This window comes from Bradyrhizobium sp. Pa8 (assembly GCF_052588265.1).
Genome location: NZ_CP176767.1, coordinates 6,959,473 through 6,976,687 on the forward strand (window position 1 = coordinate 6,959,473; position 17,215 = coordinate 6,976,687).

Sequence of the window (17,215 nt, forward strand, 5' to 3'; positions counted from 1 at the left end):
GACTATCTGCATGCATTCGCATCGTAAATTCCCTCCTGTGTATGCGAATATCCATCGCTTATGGGTTTATGTATACACTAATTGACATCAGAAGGCAATACGCATACATTAGGGCGATCGAAAGCCAACCCCGCATGCCAAGGAGCCAAAATGAGCGATTGGGGTATGCAAAAGGCCGCCCTGGCCGAGCGCCTGGCGGCCGGTGCCCAGCACGCGAAGGGCAAGATGGTGCCCATCGCGAACCTGCCTGCATTCCTGAAGGCGGTGATCCGGTCAGGAGACCGGGTGTGCCTGGAGGGCGATAATCAGAAGCAGGCCGACATCCTCGCCTCGGCGCTCGCAAACCTCGACCCCCAGGATGTCCATGACCTGCACATGGTGCAGTCGGGGGTGGTCCTGCCCTCCCACCTCGACATATTCGACAAGGGAATCGCGCGGCGGCTCGACTTCTCCTATTCGGGCCCGCAATCGGCCCGCATCGCGCGCATGCTGTTCGGCCGCAACATCGAGCTCGGGGCCGTGCACACATACCTCGAGCTGTTCGCCCGATATTTCATCGATCTCACGCCGAACGTCGCACTCATCGCGGCGGTGAGCGCCGACAAGGACGGCAATCTCTATACGGGGCCGAACACCGAAGACACGCCGACGGTGGTCGAGGCGACGAGCTACAAGAACGGTCTCGTCGTGGCGCAGGTCACCGAAATCGTCGACAAGGTGCCGCGCGTCGATATTCCCGGCGACCTCGTGCATTTCGTGGTCGAGGCCGGCCGCCCCTTCTATGTCGAGCCGCTCTTCACCCGCGACCCGGCCGCGATCACCGAGACCCAGATCTTGACCGCAATGCTTGCGATCAAGGGCATCTACGCGCCCTACGGCGTGCGCCGGCTCAACCATGGTATCGGCTTCAACACCGCCGCGATCGAGCTGCTGCTGCCGACTTATGGCGAGAGGCTCGGCCTCAAGGGCAAGATCTGCACCCATTTCGCGCTCAACCCGCATCCCACGATCATTCCGGCGATCGAATCCGGCTGGGTCGAGCAGATCCACTGTTTCGGCTCGGAAGTCGGCATGGAGGATTACGTCGCGGCGCGTTCCGATGTCTTCTTCACCGGGCCCGACGGCTCGCTGCGATCGAACCGCGCCTTCTGCCAGACGGCGGGCCTCTATGCCTGCGACATGTTCATCGGATCGACGCTCCAGATCGACCTCAAGGGCCACAGCTCGACGGTGACGACCAGCCGCATCGCCGGCTTCGGCGGCGCGCCCAACATGGGCTCCGATCCGCGCGGCCGCCGCCACCCGAGCGAACCCTGGCTCAAGGCCGGCGCCGAAGCCGATCCCGACTCCAACGCGGCGCTGCGCCGTGGCCGCAAGCTGGTGGTGCAGATCGGCGAGACCTTTGGCGAGCGCAATGCCCCGCTGTTCGTCGAGCGGCTCGATGCGCTCGATCTAGCGCGCGAGCTCAAGCTCGATCTCGCGCCAGTCATGGTCTACTCGGACGACGTCACCCACATCGTCACCGAGGAAGGCATCGCCAACCTGCTGATGTGCCGGAGCAAGGACGAGCGCGAGCAGGCGATCCGCGGCGTTGCCGGCTACACCGACATCGGACGCGCGCGTGATGCGAAGCTGGTCGAACAGCTCAGGCAGCGCGGCGTGATCCAGCGCCCCGAGGATATCGGCATCGATCCGCTCGACGCCGACCGGCGCCTGCTGGCGGCCCGCTCGATCAAGGACCTCATGCTGGCCTCCGGCGGTCTCTACCGCCCGCCCAGCCGCTTCCGCAATTGGTGAGGAGTTTTGCATGGAAAAGCTCAGCTTCAGACTGACTGCCCCGAGATGCGCCTGCGGCACCCGCACCCAGGCGATCGTCGGCGTCGTCGCCTCCGGCAATCTTGAGGTGCTGCTGGAACGCGTCTCGCCGACAGATGTCTGCACCATCGACATCGCGACGGCCGCTCATGGGTTCGGCATGGTCTGGGACGCCGTGGTCCGCGACTTCGTCGCCCGCCGCTCCGCCGGCGGCTTACGCATTTCCATCAATGACGGTGGCGCCAGGCCCGACACAGTGGCGCTGCGCCTCGCACAAGGCGTCCGCAAGATCGAGGAGCTGGAACGATGACAGCGACCACAGCCGACAAAGTCTCGCTGAGCTGGTACGAGGCCAGCGCCCGCCAGCGCATCGACGCGCTCGTCGATGCCGGCAGCTTTGCCGAACTCATCGGCCCCGAGCTGCGCGAGATGAGCCCGCATCTGGCGATCTTCGACCTGCCGGAGCAGTTCGACGACGGCATCGTCGTCGGCCGCGGCCGCCTGGACGGCGCGCCCGTGCTCGTCGCCGCACAGGAGGGACGCTTCATGGGTGGCGCCTTCGGCGAGATCCATGGCGCCAAGCTCACGGGCCTCTTGCGCGCCGCGCGTGCGCTTCATCAGGACGTACTGATCCTGTTCGACACCGGCGGCGTGCGGCTTCAGGAAGCCAATGCCGGCGAGCTCGCCATCGCCGAGATCATGCGCGAGATCATCGAGGCACGGCGCGCCGGCATCAACGTCGTCGGGCTGATCGGCGGACGCGCCGGATGCTACGGCGGCGGAAGCCTGATCGCCGGCACCTGTTCGTGCCTGATCATCTCGGAACAAGGCCGGCTCAGTGTCAGCGGCCCCGAGGTCATCGAAACCAACAAGGGTATCGAGGAATTCGACTCGCGCGACCGCGCCCTCGTATGGCGCACCATGGGCGGCAAGCATCGCTACCTCATCGGCGGCGCTGATGCGTTCGTCGACGACGAGGCGCAGGCGTTTCGTCAGGCGGCGGTCGACGCGCTCAAAGCCAACAGGCGATGCGACGTGGTGGTGCTCGAAGCCGAGCAGACGCGCCTCGAGCGGCGATTGCAGCGTTTCGGCGAGGCCGAGGACGCCGTCGAAATCTGGCAGACGCTTAGCATCGACCAGCCGACCCAGATTCCCGCGCTTCCCACAGCCGCATTTCTTCGCGCGGCAAGCAACAGGGAGAGCGCCGATGACGCTCGATGACATTCTGGCCGGCCTGTTCCTGAACGGCAGCAAGATCGAAACAAACGGCGCAATGATCACGGGACAGGCGATCCTTCCCGATGGAGGTCCCGTCCACGTGCTCGGCATCACGCAGGGTCAGCCGCTCGGCGTGGACGAAGCCATCGTGCTCGCAGGGCGCGTGATCGAGATCGTCAAATCCGGCGATCGCGCGCCGATCCTGGTCCTGGTGGATTCCGCCAGCCAGCGCATGAGCAAGCGCGACGAATTGCTCGGCCTCAGCGAATACCTGTCGCATCTCGCCAAGGCCCTGCTGCTGGCGGAAGCCGGGGGACACCGCACCGTCGGCCTGCTCTATGGCGGCAGCGCGGCTGGTGCATTCATCGCCACCGCGCTCGCCACCGGCACGCTGGTGGCACTGCCCGGCGCGCATCCCGCGGTGATGGACCTGCCGTCGATGGCGCGGGTCACCAAGCTTCCGATCGATGTTTTGAAAGCGAAGGCGGAAGCCACACCGGTGTTCGCGCCCGGCCTCGAGAACATGGTGCAGACCGGTGGCATTCACGTTGTCTGGAACGAAAGCGCCCCGTTGGCGCCGCAGCTTGCCGCCGTGCTGCAACGGCCGCAGGGACAGGACGATCGCGCGCGGCTCGGCGCCGAGCGTGGCGGACGGCGGAAGGCGGCCGAGATCGCCGATCGGGTTGTCACACTCGCGGCAGCCGCGCGTCAGGGGGCGCAACATGGTTGAAGCCCTCCAGCGCCATACGATGGTGACCGCCTCGGCCACCGGATGGGCGGCCGCGATGAGCCGAAACCCCGCACTCGCCAGCGAGCCGATCATCGAGGGCTGGGCGCGCGCCGGTCGCCCGCTCGTGGTTCGCAGGCCGGCCTGCAACGATCCCGCAGGCATGGTTCCGCTCGGCCTGCCGCTGCCGCCGAGTTCCGGCAAGCGGCGTATCGCGGTCGCGCTCGCCCCCGGCGACCTCTTCGCGCTTGCGCCGCCGCCATTGCTGGCGGATGCGGCAGCAGCCGCGCCTGCGTCGTGGCGCGAGACCATCGACCTGCTCGTCGGCCTTCTTCCGGAGACGCGCACGTTCGGCAGTCTGGCCTGGCAGCATCTCACCGGCCTGCCCTATCTGTCCGATGGATCGGACCTCGACCTGCTCTGGCCGCTGTCCTCGGCGAGGCACGCGAACACCCTGCCATCCGACATCGCGCGGATCGCAGAGACGGCGCCGATGCGGCTCGACGGCGAGATCGTCTATCACGCCGGCGCCGTGCAATGGCGCGAGCTGACCGGCGCTGACGAGGACGAAGTCCTCGTCAAGGGCGCGGCCGGCGTTCATGTCACCACGCGTGCGGCGTTTCTCGCGGGCGGCGCATCATGAATGTCGCGCTGAGATGGCAAGCGCCGCCGCAACGCGCGCTCCGCGCGGAGCAGCTCGGTCATCTCGCACCGCTGTGCCTGAAGCGCGAGGTCGAGACCTATCCGAAGCCCGGGCTCGTCAGCCACGTCGACAACGGCGCGCATCGCGATATGGACGCCGGGCTCTTGTGCCGGAGTGCCGACACGCTGGCTCCGTTCTTTTGCGACCTCGCAACCGCGGGCGCCGAGGGCGCCAGCATGGACCGGTTGCGCGCGATCGGGGTTGCGGCGGAGCGCGCGATGTTGGCGGCGACCTCAGGTGTGAACACGCATCGCGGTGCGATCTTCGGACTGGGTCTGCTCTGCGCCGCGGCCGGGTATCGTAATGCTCTCGGCATTCGGAAGCCGCTCGGCGAATTGGTGTCGCAACGTTGGGGCGACGCCATCCACGCGGGCCCGATATCCCTGCGCAGCCACGGCGCCGTGGCGTCACGTCGCTACGGCACCGGCGGCGCCAGGGCGGAAGCGGCTTGCGGCTTCCCCTCCGTCTATGTCATCGCCCTTCCCGCGCTACGTGCGGCACGGAGGCTCGCGCCTCAGGATGAAGAGGCGGTCCGGGTTCAGACCTGCATGGCGCTGATCGCAGATGTTGCCGACACCAATCTGTTGCACAGGGGCGGAGCTGACGGATTGCGCTTCGCGCAGGCCAGCGCATCCGCATTCCTTGCCGCAGGCGGAATCGGTTGCCCAGGCTGGCGCAAACACGCCGACGGCATTCACCAGGCTTTCGTCGCGCGCAATCTCAGTCCGGGCGGATCGGCAGATCTGCTCGCCATGGCTCTGTTTGTGGACGCTCTCTTCGTCGATCGGCTGGCCCCCTGATGCTTGCACTGCTCTGCGGCGGACAAGGCACCCTGTCGGACAAGATCTTCGATCTCGTCGCCGATCGGCCTGCTACGGAATCGGTTTTCGCCGGCGCGACCGCTTGTCTCGGTGAAGATCCGCGGAAATTGATCACGACACGCAGCGCGGAAGAGCTGTCCGCCAACCATGCCAGCCAGATCCTGACCGTCACATCGGCGCTCGCGATCCACGCCTGTATCGTGGACTTGCTGACTGAGGACACCGCTGTCACGGGCTACAGCGTCGGCGAGATGGCGGCCTGGAGCGTTGCGGGAATATGGACCGCCGCCGAAGCGTTGCGACTGACCGATATTCGCGCCCGATTGATGGACGGCGTGGCGGGGCCGGATGGGCGGCTCGGCTATGTCCGCGGGCTCGAACGAACCGCGCTCGAACACCTGCTCGAGAGGCACCGCTGCGAGATCGCAATCAGGAATCCCGACCTTCTTGTCGTGTTTGGAGGCGCGGAGCGCGATGTCATCGACCTCTGTCGGGAGGCGACGACACAAGGCGCCGCCCGCGCGGGTCTCCTCGCCGTCAAAATCGCCTCGCATACGACGCGTCTCGAACCAGCCTGCACACCCTTGCAGCAGGCGCTTGCGACCAGCAGACGCACTCCTGTCGCAGATCAACGGACTCTTCTCGCCGGGGATGGCGGCGAGCGCATCTTCTCCGTGACCAATGCGACAGCAAAGCTCGCATGCCAGATCGCGCGCCCGATCGACTGGGCGGCGACGCTGGAGGCTCTCGTAGAGCTCGGGGTCGATCAAGTCCTGGATCTCGGTCCAGGACACGCGCTTGCCGAGATGATGCAAGGCTTCCATCCATCGATCCGATGCTACGCCGCCGACGGGTTTCGCACGATCGATGGTCTGCGAAACTGGGTTGCTTCCGAATGGGCAGGGCGCCCGGCGGCTCGCGATTGAGCGAACGCATGAAATTTCTCGAGAGAACTCGCCCTCGACAAGAGAAGCCTTCAGATACTCACCGCGATCGGTGCTGAAAGCTGTGGTGTTGAGCAACGCCAGGCATTGCCCCATAAGCCCTGTTGGGCCCAAACCAGGGAGCCGCGCCGCCGGGGAGCTCAAGGCCCATTCTGCCTGCTGGCGTTAACTCGCAGTCGTTCAATATATCCCTGTCGGGATATTGCGCCTGAAACGAAGCTGGATTTGAAGTCGCCCACGTCGGGCACTGGGCACTGGCAGAGCTTATCACGCCAATCGACATCATCGCTGCAATAATGGAAGTCCTGAATCCAATCATAGTCGTACTCCGAACGGTTGTTGTTTTCGTGCGGAGCGTTCGCGCTGGCCGGAATAGGCTGCTCTGTTGAAAGCGTTTCCTTAGAACTTTTTTGGATAAGGATTACGTAGGTATGCGCTTGAGAAAGGACACGCGGTGGAAAATCACGGCCGCGCGAACGGCACTCACCGTTGCGTGACCCGCACCCACATCCACACATGTCTGACGTCGGGATTACGGTGACAGTGTACTCAATGACCCCGGGCCGCTCCCTCTGCAGCTTTGGCCGCACCTCTTCTGAGGCTTTGGCGATCAACTGGTGGAAGAGATGTCGAAGATTACGGTGACACTGCACTCAATGGCTCTGGCCGCTTTCGCGGATTCGAAGGCTCATGAACTAAGTGCACCGTCTCTGTAACATGTAACGCTGGATGGCGAAGACCTGCTGACGCTGCTCGGGCGGACGTAGAAGCAGGCCTCGCTGCGTGAGCACAACAATGGATCGCCGTCGCCGACCCAAGATCGGGCCCTGACGCCTGTTCGGAAAGTCCGACCTGAACCAAAGTCCGTCTCAACTGTTCAGGTCGCAGCCGGAGCCGATCCGAGACGTGCGGTTCAGGCCGAATGGCCGCTTTGCCCCGCGTCCGCGCGTAGTCGCGTCTTGACCAGCAGCAGCCGCTGGCAAGCGAATGATAGCTGGGGCAGCAGCGCGGCCCATCGAATGGTTGGACTCGCGCTCAAGACCGAGACAAGCCCCAAAGCCATCAGCAGCATGCCAAGCCAGGTCCAGACCCGTCCGTCATCGCCCGCCTCCGCGGCGGAAAAGGTGGGCGGCGCCGCCGAGGCGGCAACCACGTCACTGGCGGCCGGCGCCGCCGCCAGGAGTGCCTCCACGTCAACCTGGCGCGGCGTGATCTCGTCAGCCGTGAGCCGGTCGCGTTTGGAAAGCGGGGCCGGCGACGCGCGGGTTGCGATCCCGGTGGCGAGGACGGGACTGGCGTCAACCACCTGCGCGGGCACGGACGGGCTCGGCCGGGATGTATCCGCAGGTGCGGAGCGCGGCAGCTCCGCGCGCGCATCCACCACCACCTTCCGCTTGCGCGCCGCGGTCTGGTTCTCTTCGGCCGTGGCGACACGATGTTTGGTGGCGCGTTGCTGAACCAGCTTCTTCACCGTCTCTGTTCCTTCGGCGACCTGGAACCAGCATCTGCGCTGGCCTTCCACCCGATAGACCCAGTGCTGGCCATCGGCGGTCGACTTGCCGGGCCGCGCCAAGCACGCCGCTTCCGCGGAAGCGGGCGCAGGGGCTGTGGCGGGACCGGCATTGAAGAGTTCGGAAAGGGGAGTCGAAAACGCGGATGATGTCGAGAGACCCGCAAGAAGCGCAAAAGCGGCGTAACAAACTCGCAAATGACCGGACATGAAAAACCCCGGTGTTGCGCTCCTGCCCGAACGGGAGCTTTGGCCGTGACCTAGGTCGCAATGCGACTTAAATCCGGCAACGCGGTGGATTCATTTTGGCCGCAGGCGAGATGCAGGCGACCTGGCCGTCAGCTCGATTGTCCATTTTCGTCATCCCCTCAAGGTCGCACTTTCAAGCATCGGCCCACGCAAAGTTGCAAACGCTGTAACTTTACCCGAACGGATGTAGCCGATGTTACGGCTGCCAGACGAAGCGCTATATCCGAACTGACGACTGGGCTTTCGACCTTCCCGGGATGACATTCTGTCTGGAGTCCAGAACCCGTCCGATTGCGTGGAGCGATTGCGATGAGGGAGGCTACGATGGATTTTTCGCGGATGTCGGATGGGATCCGGCTGCATCACGCCTCTCATCGGCACGATGGGTACGATGGTGACGACGAAGCGGGCCCGGCACCGAGTGCCCCGTTCGTGGCTGACGCAGTCGGTGGTGGCACCCTGGTCCATGGTCCCGGCCCGTTTGCAGATCAATTTGTAGGTCAATCTGCTGATCCTGGAGCGCACCCCGCGCGCGCAAATACCCAGCATAATGACTCCGACCCGATTCCATCCAAACATCCCACATCGGTGGGCGACACGGGCGGCCACGTCGGCAACCACGCTGCGGCGGGCCTGGATGTATCGCCCACCACGCCCGCTTCCGGCGCGTCACATCCCGGGATGAGCATCGCTACGGTCGAGAGCGGAGCCAACACGGCCGGGAATGGCGGAGATGGCTACTTTTACGGAAGTATCATTCACGCGTCCCTGTTGATCTATCAACCGATCAACATTTCGGTGAGTTTTGGATACGGCTCGGTCGCCCTGGCCAACCAGTCCAACAATTTGAATGTCGATCAATCCGCCTTTCAGATGGCCGGCGTCGGCGGCCATGGCGGCAATGACAACATTGCATCGGGAGGCAGCGTCAGTACGTCCTTAGGCGCCGGCGTGATCGCGACCGGCGACAACGGCGCCGGAAACGGCGGCAGCGGCTATTTCTCGGGTGCGATCGTGGACGCTCCCGTGGTGATCTATCATCCGATCAATATTGCGGTGGCGGCCTCGAGCGGCACTGCGCATGCAAGTCAATCGAACACGGTGGACATCGATCAATCGGCCACTCAGATCGCCGGCGTCGGCGGAAGTGGCGGAAATGGCAATTTGGCCGCCGGCGGCAGCGTCATGACGCTCGACCCCAGCTGGGGATCAAGCAACGGAGAGAGCGTCTTTGGCGTTCAAACGGGCGGAAGCCAGGCGGGCAATGGCGGTGACGGCGTGTTCTACGGTGAACTCGTCCATACCTCGTTTGTAGTGTACAACCCGATCAACATCGCAATCGCGGGCTATGGTTCCAGCACCTACGCGGTCCAGATAAATGATGTCTCCGTGGATCAATCCGCGGTTCAGATCGCTGGCATTGGCGGGCACGGCGGCAACGACAACGCCGCAGCGGGCGGCCATGCAAGCCTTCTCTCCCATAATCTGTGGGGCGGCTCCGATACGATCGCGACCGGTTCGAACAGCGCAGGCAATGGCGGCAACGGCCATTTTGCCGGCAATCTGATCGACGTCAGCGTCGCGATCTATGCACCCATCAATATCGCAATCGCAGGTCCCCATTCGACGGCCGTAGCCGATCAGGTCAACAACGTGCACATCGACCAGAGTGCGGTCCAGATCGCCGGCGTTGGCGGGGACGGCGGCAACGGCAATCTCGCGCTGGGTGGCGATCTTTCCGCCCATCTTCTGTCGGATCTTCACCTGATGGCTTAGCGAAGCATCGCGCCGCTAGCACAAGCCCGATCGCGCGCTGCATCGACACTCTGCGCATGCAAGCACGCCCTGCGGGCCCTCCCGGATGTTTCGAGCTCTGGTGTTGCGCGACGAACGCCATACTTTCGTACGTAGGTCGACCAAACCGGATGGTGTCCGATTTGACATCTATCGCCCTCGCGCGTGGGCGGATCAGACTTGCCGCGCGCGTCCGCCTGATCGGGATGGATGTTGCACGACACCCAACAAAACGACGGAGGCCTCAAATGATGCCAAAGGCAATCAACATCTCGGATACGATCAAAGTCAAATCGATCGACACCGGTGGTCAAAGTGCCGGAAATGGCGGCGACGGTACTTTCAAGGGAGCCATCATCAGCAAGCCGACTGTCAACTTCGATCCGACCAACAAGGCGGAAGGTGCCGACGTTCACGTGAGCACCGGCGATCACGTCAAACAAACGGCGGATTGGGATGCCGGCGGCGCCAACGCGAAGGCCTCGTATTTTTCGAAGGCCCATGGCGGAGACGCCGAGTCGAACGGAAGCCAGAAATCCTACAGCGGCTACGATACCTCCAAGGTCTACGCCAATACCGATGCGACCCAGATCAACAAGGTCATGGTGGACCAGCACCAGGACGTTGTGGCCGGCATCGGCGGCGATGGCGGAGACGGCAACTTCGCATGGGGTGGCGGAGTAACCTTCCATCTCGATACGCTCTAACCAGCCGCTCGTCCGACTGGCAGGACCGGCGGCCGCGGCCGCCGGTCCTGGATTTCACGCCAATGATCTAACAATGCCGTTGCCGGATTGCGTTGGCCCTCGGTCAAGTGCGCCGGACCTCGATTTCAGGCGGTGACGATCATGCTGATGCCGCCCCTTCAGTTGCCTATCCTGCCGCAGATCGGGACGCCACTGCACGCGGCCCTCCGGTCCTGCGCGGGACCGCTCGGTCTCGTATTCGCGTATAGCTGCAGCTACAACCTGCTTCTGTTTGCGCCCTCCATCTATCTTCTTCAAATCTACGACCGGGTGTTGTCGAGCCGAAGCGGCGACACACTGCTCCTACTCACGCTCATTGTCGCGATCACGGTGGTCGTCGGCGGCGTGTTCGATGCATTGCGGCGCGCCGTCCTTGGACGCCTTGGCGCCTGGCTCGACGATCGCCTTCGTCCTTGCGTGCTTTCGGCCGGCCTCGGATCGGCGCTTCGCAGCGATTGGACGCAAGCGTCGGGCGCGTATCGGGATCTCACCGTGCTGCGCCAGTTCGTCGAGTCCGGCGCATGTACGATGCTGTTCGACGCGCTCTGGGCGCCCTTGTTCCTCCTTGTGCTCTTTCTGATCCATCCCCTGCTTGGCGTGGTGGGCGCCTGCTGTGTCGCCTTCCTGTTCGCGCTCACGGTTGCCGGAGAGCTGGTCACGCAAGACGCTCTGCTCAGATCCGGCGCCGCGCTGTCCAGAAGCTGCGGCCGCCTCCAGACTGCGGCGAGCAACATCCACATGATCCGCGCCATGGGAATGTTCGATAGCGCTGCGCGCATGATCCACCGTGACGCGCAGCACGCCCGCAGAGAGCACGATGTGGCACTGCGGCGAGGCGAGATCGTCTCACTGGCCACCAAGCCGGTTCGCGCGCTGTCGCAGGTCCTGATCATGGGGGCTGCCGCATGGCTCGTCCTCGATCACGGGAAGAGTCCGGCAATCATCTTTGCTTCCACGCTGATGTTCAGTCGGGCGCTCGCGCCGGTTGAAAGTGCGGTTGCAGGCTGGAAATCACTCGTGACGGCCGTGAGCGCCTGTCAGCGGCTCGGCGCACTTCTCGCCGCATTCCCCGTCGCCCGACAGCAGAGCGCGGAGGTTTCTCCGCCGCAGGCGCGAAGCGGCCTCGTCGTCGACAACGTTGACGTGAGGCTTGCGGGGACCAACCGTCTTCTGCTGAACGGCGTCTCGTTCAGCCTCATGCCCGGAGAATGCCTTGGCATCATTGGTCCGTCCGGGTCAGGCAAGTCCTTGCTCGGCCAGGTGATCGCCGGGCTGTCGATGCCAACGCATGGCCGTATCGTCCTCGACAATACCGACGTCTCGCTGCTTCGCGAGGGCCGAAACGGCGACCGCCTCGGATATCTCCCCCAGGACATCAACCTGCTCGGCGACACGATCAACGACATCATCGCACGCCTTGAAGATGCCGACCGGCGGAAGGTCATCGAAGCGGCCAAGCTCGTCGGCATCCATGGGGCGATCATGGGCCTGCCGCTGGGTTACGACACGGTGGTTCAGAGTGAAGCAACCTTCTCGCGCGGGTATCGGCAGCGCCTCGGTCTTGCCCGCGCCTTTTTCGGCAGTCCACGCCTCGTCGTTCTCGACGAACCCAACGCCAGCCTCGACTACGGGGGCGAGCGAATGCTCCTGGATGTCATCGAGCACATGAAGCTCGCAGGCGTCATCCTTGTCGTCGTCACCCACAGGATGGGTCTCCTCGCCGCCACGAACAAGATTGCCATCATGGAGGGCGGTGCGGTCGCCGCGTTCGGCGACAGCGAGGACATCTTTGAACGGCACCTGAGCCGACCCCAGGTTACTTCGCAGATTGCGCCATGATCTGGAACTCTCTCACCATCTGGAAGCTTCCCGCCGTCTCGAGACTTCCCATGATCTGGGACCAGCTCATGCGAGCGCCGGCGAGCCCCCCGCCCGCCCGGCGATTTGGCGTGGTGACCGCAATCGACGATTTCGAGCCTCTGGAGTTTCCATGGTGTTCGACGCCCACGCCGACCTCTCCGCGCGGAAGGCTTCGCGGTATCACGGTCGCGGGCAATTTGCTGGTGCTCTGTTTCATGCTGGGGCTTGGGACATGGGCGAGCTTCGCACCTCTCGAGAGCGCCGCGATCGCGTCCGGCGTCGTGGAATCGGAATCGAGCCGTAAGACGATTCAGCATCTGGAAGGCGGTATCGTCAGGAAGATCCTGGTTTCGGATGGCGATATCGTGCGCGGCGGCCAAACGCTGATCGAGCTGGACGACACCCGGGCCGGCTCGGAGATGCAAAGCCTCCAAGGCCAATTTTGGGATGCAGCTGCTCGTGCCGCACGGCTTCAAGCCGAGCAGCAGAGATTCGAGAGGATCGCAATCCCGGACGCGCTTGAACAGGACAGCAGGCAGAGCGGGGTGGCGGCCGCCGCGGTGTCGGCGCAGCAATTCATTTTTCAGGCACGCCTGCAGGTTCACGAGTCGCAGCTTGCGGTCATTCGCGAACGAAGGCGTCAAGTCGAGAAGGAGATCGAAGGTCTCAAGGCTCAGGAAACCGCCACCGGGCAGCGGGTCGACATCGTTCGGGAGGAACTGGATATGGTCGTGACCCTCGTCAACAAGGGACTCGAACGGCGGCCGCGGCTTCTGAACCTGCAGCGGGAGCTGGCTGACGTTGAGGGCCGCCGCGGCGAGATCGCCGCGCAGATTGCCCGCGCCGGGCAGGTCATCAGCGAACAGCAGGCCACCTTGTTCAAGCTCGAGAGCGAAAGGCAGAACGAGATCGCACAGTCGCTTCGTGAAGCACAGAACCAGATATTCCAGCTCCGCGAGCGGTTGCTTGCGGCCAGGGATCAGCTATCGCGAACGGAGATCAAGGCGCCCGAGGACGGCGTGATAACCGATCTGCGGATTCATACGGCCGGCGGCGTCGTCGGAGCGGGCGCTCCGCTCATGGACCTGGTGCCCCGGCAAGACCGCCTCATCGTGACCGCGCGCCTCAGGCCCGAGGACATCGATGTGGTTCATCCCGGCCTCAATGCCGAGGTTCAACTCGTACCGTACAATCAGCGTCGCGTGCCTCGCCTCAAGGGAACCGTCGTGCACGTATCCGCAGACCGGCTGCTCGACAAGCGTACCGACCAGCCATACTACGCGACCAGGATCCGGATCGACGACGGGCAGATCGTCGCGAACGACATCCAGATCGTCCCCGGCATGCCGGTTCAGGTGTTCATCACGACGGGGCGCGGCACCGTGGCTCTCTACGCGCTCAGGCCCCTGCTCGACAGCTTCCGTGGTGCCTTCAGAGAGGACTAAAGCGCGGTGAGATCGGGGTGGATCGTCATCGCACTTTCCGGGGCCGGATCATGCTTCAGGTCTCCGGCATGAGAGCCGCGCCGGGGTCGTGATCGCGACTCTGCGCGGGCAACCGGCCGCGCCAGCGGAGGACGGCTTCCGTGCGATTGTGGGCAGCACATTTCCTCATGATATGCTGAATGTGCATTTTGACAGTGCTTTCCGAGAGGCCCAATTTGGCGGCGATCAGCTTGTTGGGCAGGCCGAGCTCCAGTTCCGCCAGAACCTGTTGCTCACGAGGCGTGAGATCGGTCACGCTCCTGTCGATAGCCACTCTGGCTCCCTCGTTCATCAGATATGCGGGCGTGAGCCCGCGCGCATCCGGCGGCTCGAAATCCGGTATCCTGTTCATCCCGGCCACGGGCAACGGCCTGTAGGCGCCGCCGACAAGAACAAGGCGCAGGCCAGCTATGGCGATCTCGATCGGTAGCGAGGTGGAAAGAAAGCCGCGCACGCCCCGCTGCATCGCGGCCTGCACGGTCGGCTCGTCGTCATGGTTTGACAGGACCACAGTGGCGGCGTTGGGACAACACTCCGCAACGAAGGCGAGATCGTCCTCAACCGAGGGATCACCGACGGGCTTGTCCGCGATACTCAGCATCACCAGACGAACATCGCGGGCTGACGTGCAGTCCAGGCCTTGGACCGATGCCATGTCAAGGATCTCAAGTTCGTCCAACTCCCGCCTGAGGACGTGCAGAATGCATGTACGAGGCAACAGGAGCGGCTCGATGATCACCAGAACCGGCAAGTGAAGCGATTCATTGAGTCGTTTTGAAGTGTTGGTTATGTCGTGCATGATGTCCTCGAGATGAAAAGAACTTCCGCGATATTCCCATTCCGTATTGCGTCTCCCCTGCTGCTGCATTCATCCTGAATGCATCATCACGAGAGCGGCGCAGTGCCGCCGTTAGCGCCGCATCCACTGCGGGATCGCTGGCACCTGGGGGGAAATTCTTTCCGCTCAAATCATGTGGGCGCGTACTGCGCGGCGGCGCAGTCGACGCATTCCCTCAATTGCAGATATTTCGATACGCCGTTGACGCCGCCGACCACGTTTTGCCGTCGACGACATAGGCTTCATCCTCCTTCACAAGATAAAGAAATGGTCTCTCTCCGGTCTCGCCGCCTGATGCGCTTCTTCCTTTCACACGCCCGCATATCGTATCCACGGGGCGTCCAAGCATGTTCTTTCGCATTGTGCGCTTCATTTCGGTGAATTCGGCCGATCCTGGATCCTCCATCTTCGCCGCGATGGTGACCTTCGCCTTGTCCAGGACAGGATCTGATACTTCCGCGGGCCGCTCGGATGCCGGCACGCTGATCTTCGTCCGCGGGGACGCCGCTTTGGCGAGATCGGCCGATCCGCGCTTCTTTGGAAACGATTTCTTGTCGGACCGTCCTGGGGTTGCAGAATCCGATTTGACGATCGCAGGAACCGGCGCCAGGGCCGCCTGCATTGGCTGCGCGGGTCGGGCGACTGCAACCCTGTCGAAGCAGGGGCGTGACGCGCAGCCAAGGAAATACCCTCGGGAAGGCGCGAACCAGCCAAAGCCGATCAGGACCCCTGCCAGCACTCCAACAAAAAGCAGTCCCATCCGATTCCCCTCCTTGGGAGCTCGGCTCGCACTCGTAACTAGGACTAATTCCGCGCTGGTGATCTATCTGTTGCGCAAAAGCATTAAGCGCCCATTAAGCGCGCGCCGTTGTCCGGCCCATGCCTGGATGGGGCGGATTAGATCGGGCTCCAGACCCGTGCCGAAATGACCGCAAAAGACCAATCGTGAAAGCAATCATGGCCGATTTGGTCCGCTCTTGGACCGTCTGCAACCGCACCGAGCAAAAGTGGCGAACTCGTCGACATCAAGGAGGCACCACAACTCAGCGCTCGGTTAAACGCCTCGCGCGTGAGAATAAAGGAGCTCAAACTGCACCTTCGGATTGAGAGGGTACCGCTCGAACTCGTCGTCAACGAGGGCAATGGTGAGCCGTATGACGAGAGCACTCATCGCCACTGGGTCTCAACCGCGCGCGCCGTCGCCGTGTTTGGCTTTAGCGCGTAGACGATCGTGAAGCATGAGCGCGCCCGCGATGCGGGAATTTGCGATCGCACAACGCAGCCCGATTCCGAGTCGGGCGCCGTGATTGCAATCCTCACTGCCGGGCGTGAGACCTGGCGCCAAGCACACTCGACCGCGTAGCGCTCCCATTGATCTTCGCCGCGAGACGCCTTGCTCATCGGCGGCATCCCGCCTTGCGGGATTCAAGCACGACCGCTGTGCCACTCGTCGCACCCGTGCGACCTGCGACGACAAAAAGCGTCGCACGAGACCCGTTTTGTTCGGGGCGTCCCAATGCGTAACTTATTGTAGGGGAAGGCTTTTTGAATGGTGGGCGCACCAGGGCTCGAACCGGGACCCGCTGATTAAGACGTTGCTCCGTCGAATTCGGTAAATCAACGTCGTGCGTCCGAGCCTTGGGCGGCTGGAAGGAAATGCCCGGATGCACCTGGCGCGGGTCTGCCCAAGTCCGGAAATCGTTGGCAGCACCGCTGTCGGTCCAGCGGAAACAGGAGAACGTGTTGTCGCTGATCGCTAGCGACGCGGCGACTCGTATTGAAAGCTCCATCAAGGATTGACGAGCTTCCTGCGAACGGCGTAGCGGACCAACTCGGCCGTCGATGACATTCTGAGCTTGCGCATCGCTGACGCGCGGTGGGTCTCGACGGTCTTTACGCTCAGCTTCAGGATGACACCGATCGACTTGTTGGTGTGTCCCTCTGCAATAAGCTGGACAACGCCCTGCTCGCGCGCGGTGAGCAGCATGTCGGACGTATTTTGCCTGCCGGCCTGGTATTCGTGGAGCAACTTCTCCAACAGAACGCCCGTGAAGTAAGGTCTGCTATCGAGCAAGGCCTCGATCGCGAAGATCAGGTGCCTACTGGCGTCCGATTTGAACAGGAAGCCGCGAACGCCAGCCAGGATGGCTTCAGTCAGCAATTCCTCATTCTCGTGCATCGTCAGGATCAATACTTCGGTGCGCAGATGCATCGACTTGAGGCGGCGGCTGACCTCAAGTCCGTTCATCAGCGGCATCGAATAGTCGGCTATCACGACGTCCGGACGTGTCTCCATCGCCACGGCCACAGCCTGCTCGCCGTTGGTCGCCTCTCCGCTGACGATCCAGTCTGAGCGGGTCTCAACGATCGCTCGGAGCCCGGAACGTACGACTTCATGATCATCCGCAATCACGATGCGTTTCACGGCGTCGTTCCCGTATGCGGGCCCAGAACCTGTCGGGCAATCGATGGGGATTTCCAGCAGTCAAGTTTGCCAAATCTACCG

15 protein-coding genes are annotated in these 17,215 nt (G+C 63.2%); 11 read left to right on the forward strand and 4 right to left on the reverse strand.

Features of this window, described 5'->3' with window-relative positions; translation table 11 throughout:
* Positions 1-150: 150 nt before the first annotated feature.
* From mdcA to ACKWRH_RS33060, 7 genes are read left to right on the forward strand one after another with little or no spacing between them, the layout of a single operon-like run.
* Entirely contained in the window at positions 151-1,797 is a 1,647-nt protein-coding gene (gene mdcA, locus ACKWRH_RS33030) for a malonate decarboxylase subunit alpha (RefSeq protein ID WP_445216923.1), read from the forward strand.
* Positions 1,798-1,807: 10 nt separating this feature from the next.
* A complete protein-coding gene (mdcC, locus tag ACKWRH_RS33035) occupies positions 1,808-2,125 on the forward strand; it encodes a malonate decarboxylase acyl carrier protein (protein ID WP_445216924.1) in 318 nt (105 codons plus the stop codon).
* The gene (locus ACKWRH_RS33040; RefSeq protein WP_445216925.1) at positions 2,122-3,036 is read left to right on the forward strand and encodes a biotin-independent malonate decarboxylase subunit beta; all 915 of its coding nucleotides are present in this window, start codon (positions 2,122-2,124) and stop codon (positions 3,034-3,036) included. Before mdcC ends, ACKWRH_RS33040 begins: the two co-directional genes overlap by 4 nt.
* Entirely contained in the window at positions 3,023-3,763 is a 741-nt protein-coding gene (gene mdcE, locus ACKWRH_RS33045; RefSeq protein ID WP_445216926.1) for a biotin-independent malonate decarboxylase subunit gamma, read from the forward strand. Before ACKWRH_RS33040 ends, mdcE begins: the two co-directional genes overlap by 14 nt.
* Entirely contained in the window at positions 3,756-4,403 is a 648-nt protein-coding gene (gene mdcG, locus ACKWRH_RS33050) for a malonate decarboxylase holo-[acyl-carrier-protein] synthase (protein ID WP_445216927.1), read from the forward strand. Before mdcE ends, mdcG begins: the two co-directional genes overlap by 8 nt.
* On the forward strand, positions 4,400-5,263 hold the full coding sequence (mdcB, locus tag ACKWRH_RS33055; RefSeq protein WP_445216928.1) for a triphosphoribosyl-dephospho-CoA synthase MdcB: 864 nt from the start codon (positions 4,400-4,402) through the stop codon (positions 5,261-5,263). The genes mdcG and mdcB overlap by 4 nt, the downstream gene beginning before the upstream one ends.
* Complete coding sequence (locus ACKWRH_RS33060) at positions 5,263-6,210, forward strand: acyltransferase domain-containing protein (RefSeq protein WP_445216929.1); 948 nt, start codon at positions 5,263-5,265, stop codon at positions 6,208-6,210. Before mdcB ends, ACKWRH_RS33060 begins: the two co-directional genes overlap by 1 nt.
* Before the next feature lie 931 nt (positions 6,211-7,141).
* On the opposite strand, the gene ACKWRH_RS33065 is transcribed toward ACKWRH_RS33060, so the two are convergent.
* Positions 7,142-7,801 (reverse strand): hypothetical protein, encoded by a 660-nt coding sequence (locus ACKWRH_RS33065; protein WP_445216930.1) that lies wholly within the window; start codon positions 7,799-7,801, stop codon positions 7,142-7,144.
* Positions 7,802-8,311: 510 nt separating this feature from the next.
* Between ACKWRH_RS33065 and ACKWRH_RS33070 the strand changes: the two genes are divergently transcribed.
* The 4 genes from ACKWRH_RS33070 to ACKWRH_RS33085 all read left to right on the forward strand — a co-directional run bounded on the left by ACKWRH_RS33070 (position 8,312) and on the right by ACKWRH_RS33085 (position 13,832).
* A complete protein-coding gene (locus ACKWRH_RS33070) occupies positions 8,312-9,763 on the forward strand; it encodes a hypothetical protein (protein WP_445216931.1) in 1,452 nt (483 codons plus the stop codon).
* 149 nt (positions 9,764-9,912) lie between these two features.
* A complete protein-coding gene (locus tag ACKWRH_RS33075) occupies positions 9,913-10,488 on the forward strand; it encodes a hypothetical protein (protein WP_445216932.1) in 576 nt (191 codons plus the stop codon).
* Between the two features lie 141 nt (positions 10,489-10,629).
* Positions 10,630-12,366 carry a type I secretion system permease/ATPase gene (locus tag ACKWRH_RS33080; RefSeq protein WP_445216933.1) on the forward strand — a complete coding sequence of 579 codons (1,737 nt, stop codon included), beginning with the start codon at positions 10,630-10,632 and terminating at the stop codon, positions 12,364-12,366.
* Positions 12,367-12,416: 50 nt separating this feature from the next.
* Positions 12,417-13,832: an HlyD family type I secretion periplasmic adaptor subunit gene (locus tag ACKWRH_RS33085; protein WP_445216934.1), complete on the forward strand. Its 1,416-nt coding sequence runs from the start codon at positions 12,417-12,419 to the stop codon at positions 13,830-13,832.
* Between the two features lie 55 nt (positions 13,833-13,887).
* On the opposite strand, the gene ACKWRH_RS33090 is transcribed toward ACKWRH_RS33085, so the two are convergent.
* The 3 genes from ACKWRH_RS33090 to ACKWRH_RS33100 form a co-directional block, all read right to left on the reverse strand.
* On the reverse strand, positions 13,888-14,739 hold the full coding sequence (locus tag ACKWRH_RS33090; RefSeq protein ID WP_445216935.1) for a LuxR C-terminal-related transcriptional regulator: 852 nt from the start codon (positions 14,737-14,739) through the stop codon (positions 13,888-13,890).
* Between the two features lie 145 nt (positions 14,740-14,884).
* A complete protein-coding gene (locus ACKWRH_RS33095; protein WP_445216936.1) occupies positions 14,885-15,469 on the reverse strand; it encodes a hypothetical protein in 585 nt (194 codons plus the stop codon).
* Positions 15,470-16,498: 1,029 nt separating this feature from the next.
* Complete coding sequence (locus tag ACKWRH_RS33100; protein ID WP_445216937.1) at positions 16,499-17,134, reverse strand: response regulator transcription factor; 636 nt, start codon at positions 17,132-17,134, stop codon at positions 16,499-16,501.
* Positions 17,135-17,215: the final 81 nt, after the last annotated feature.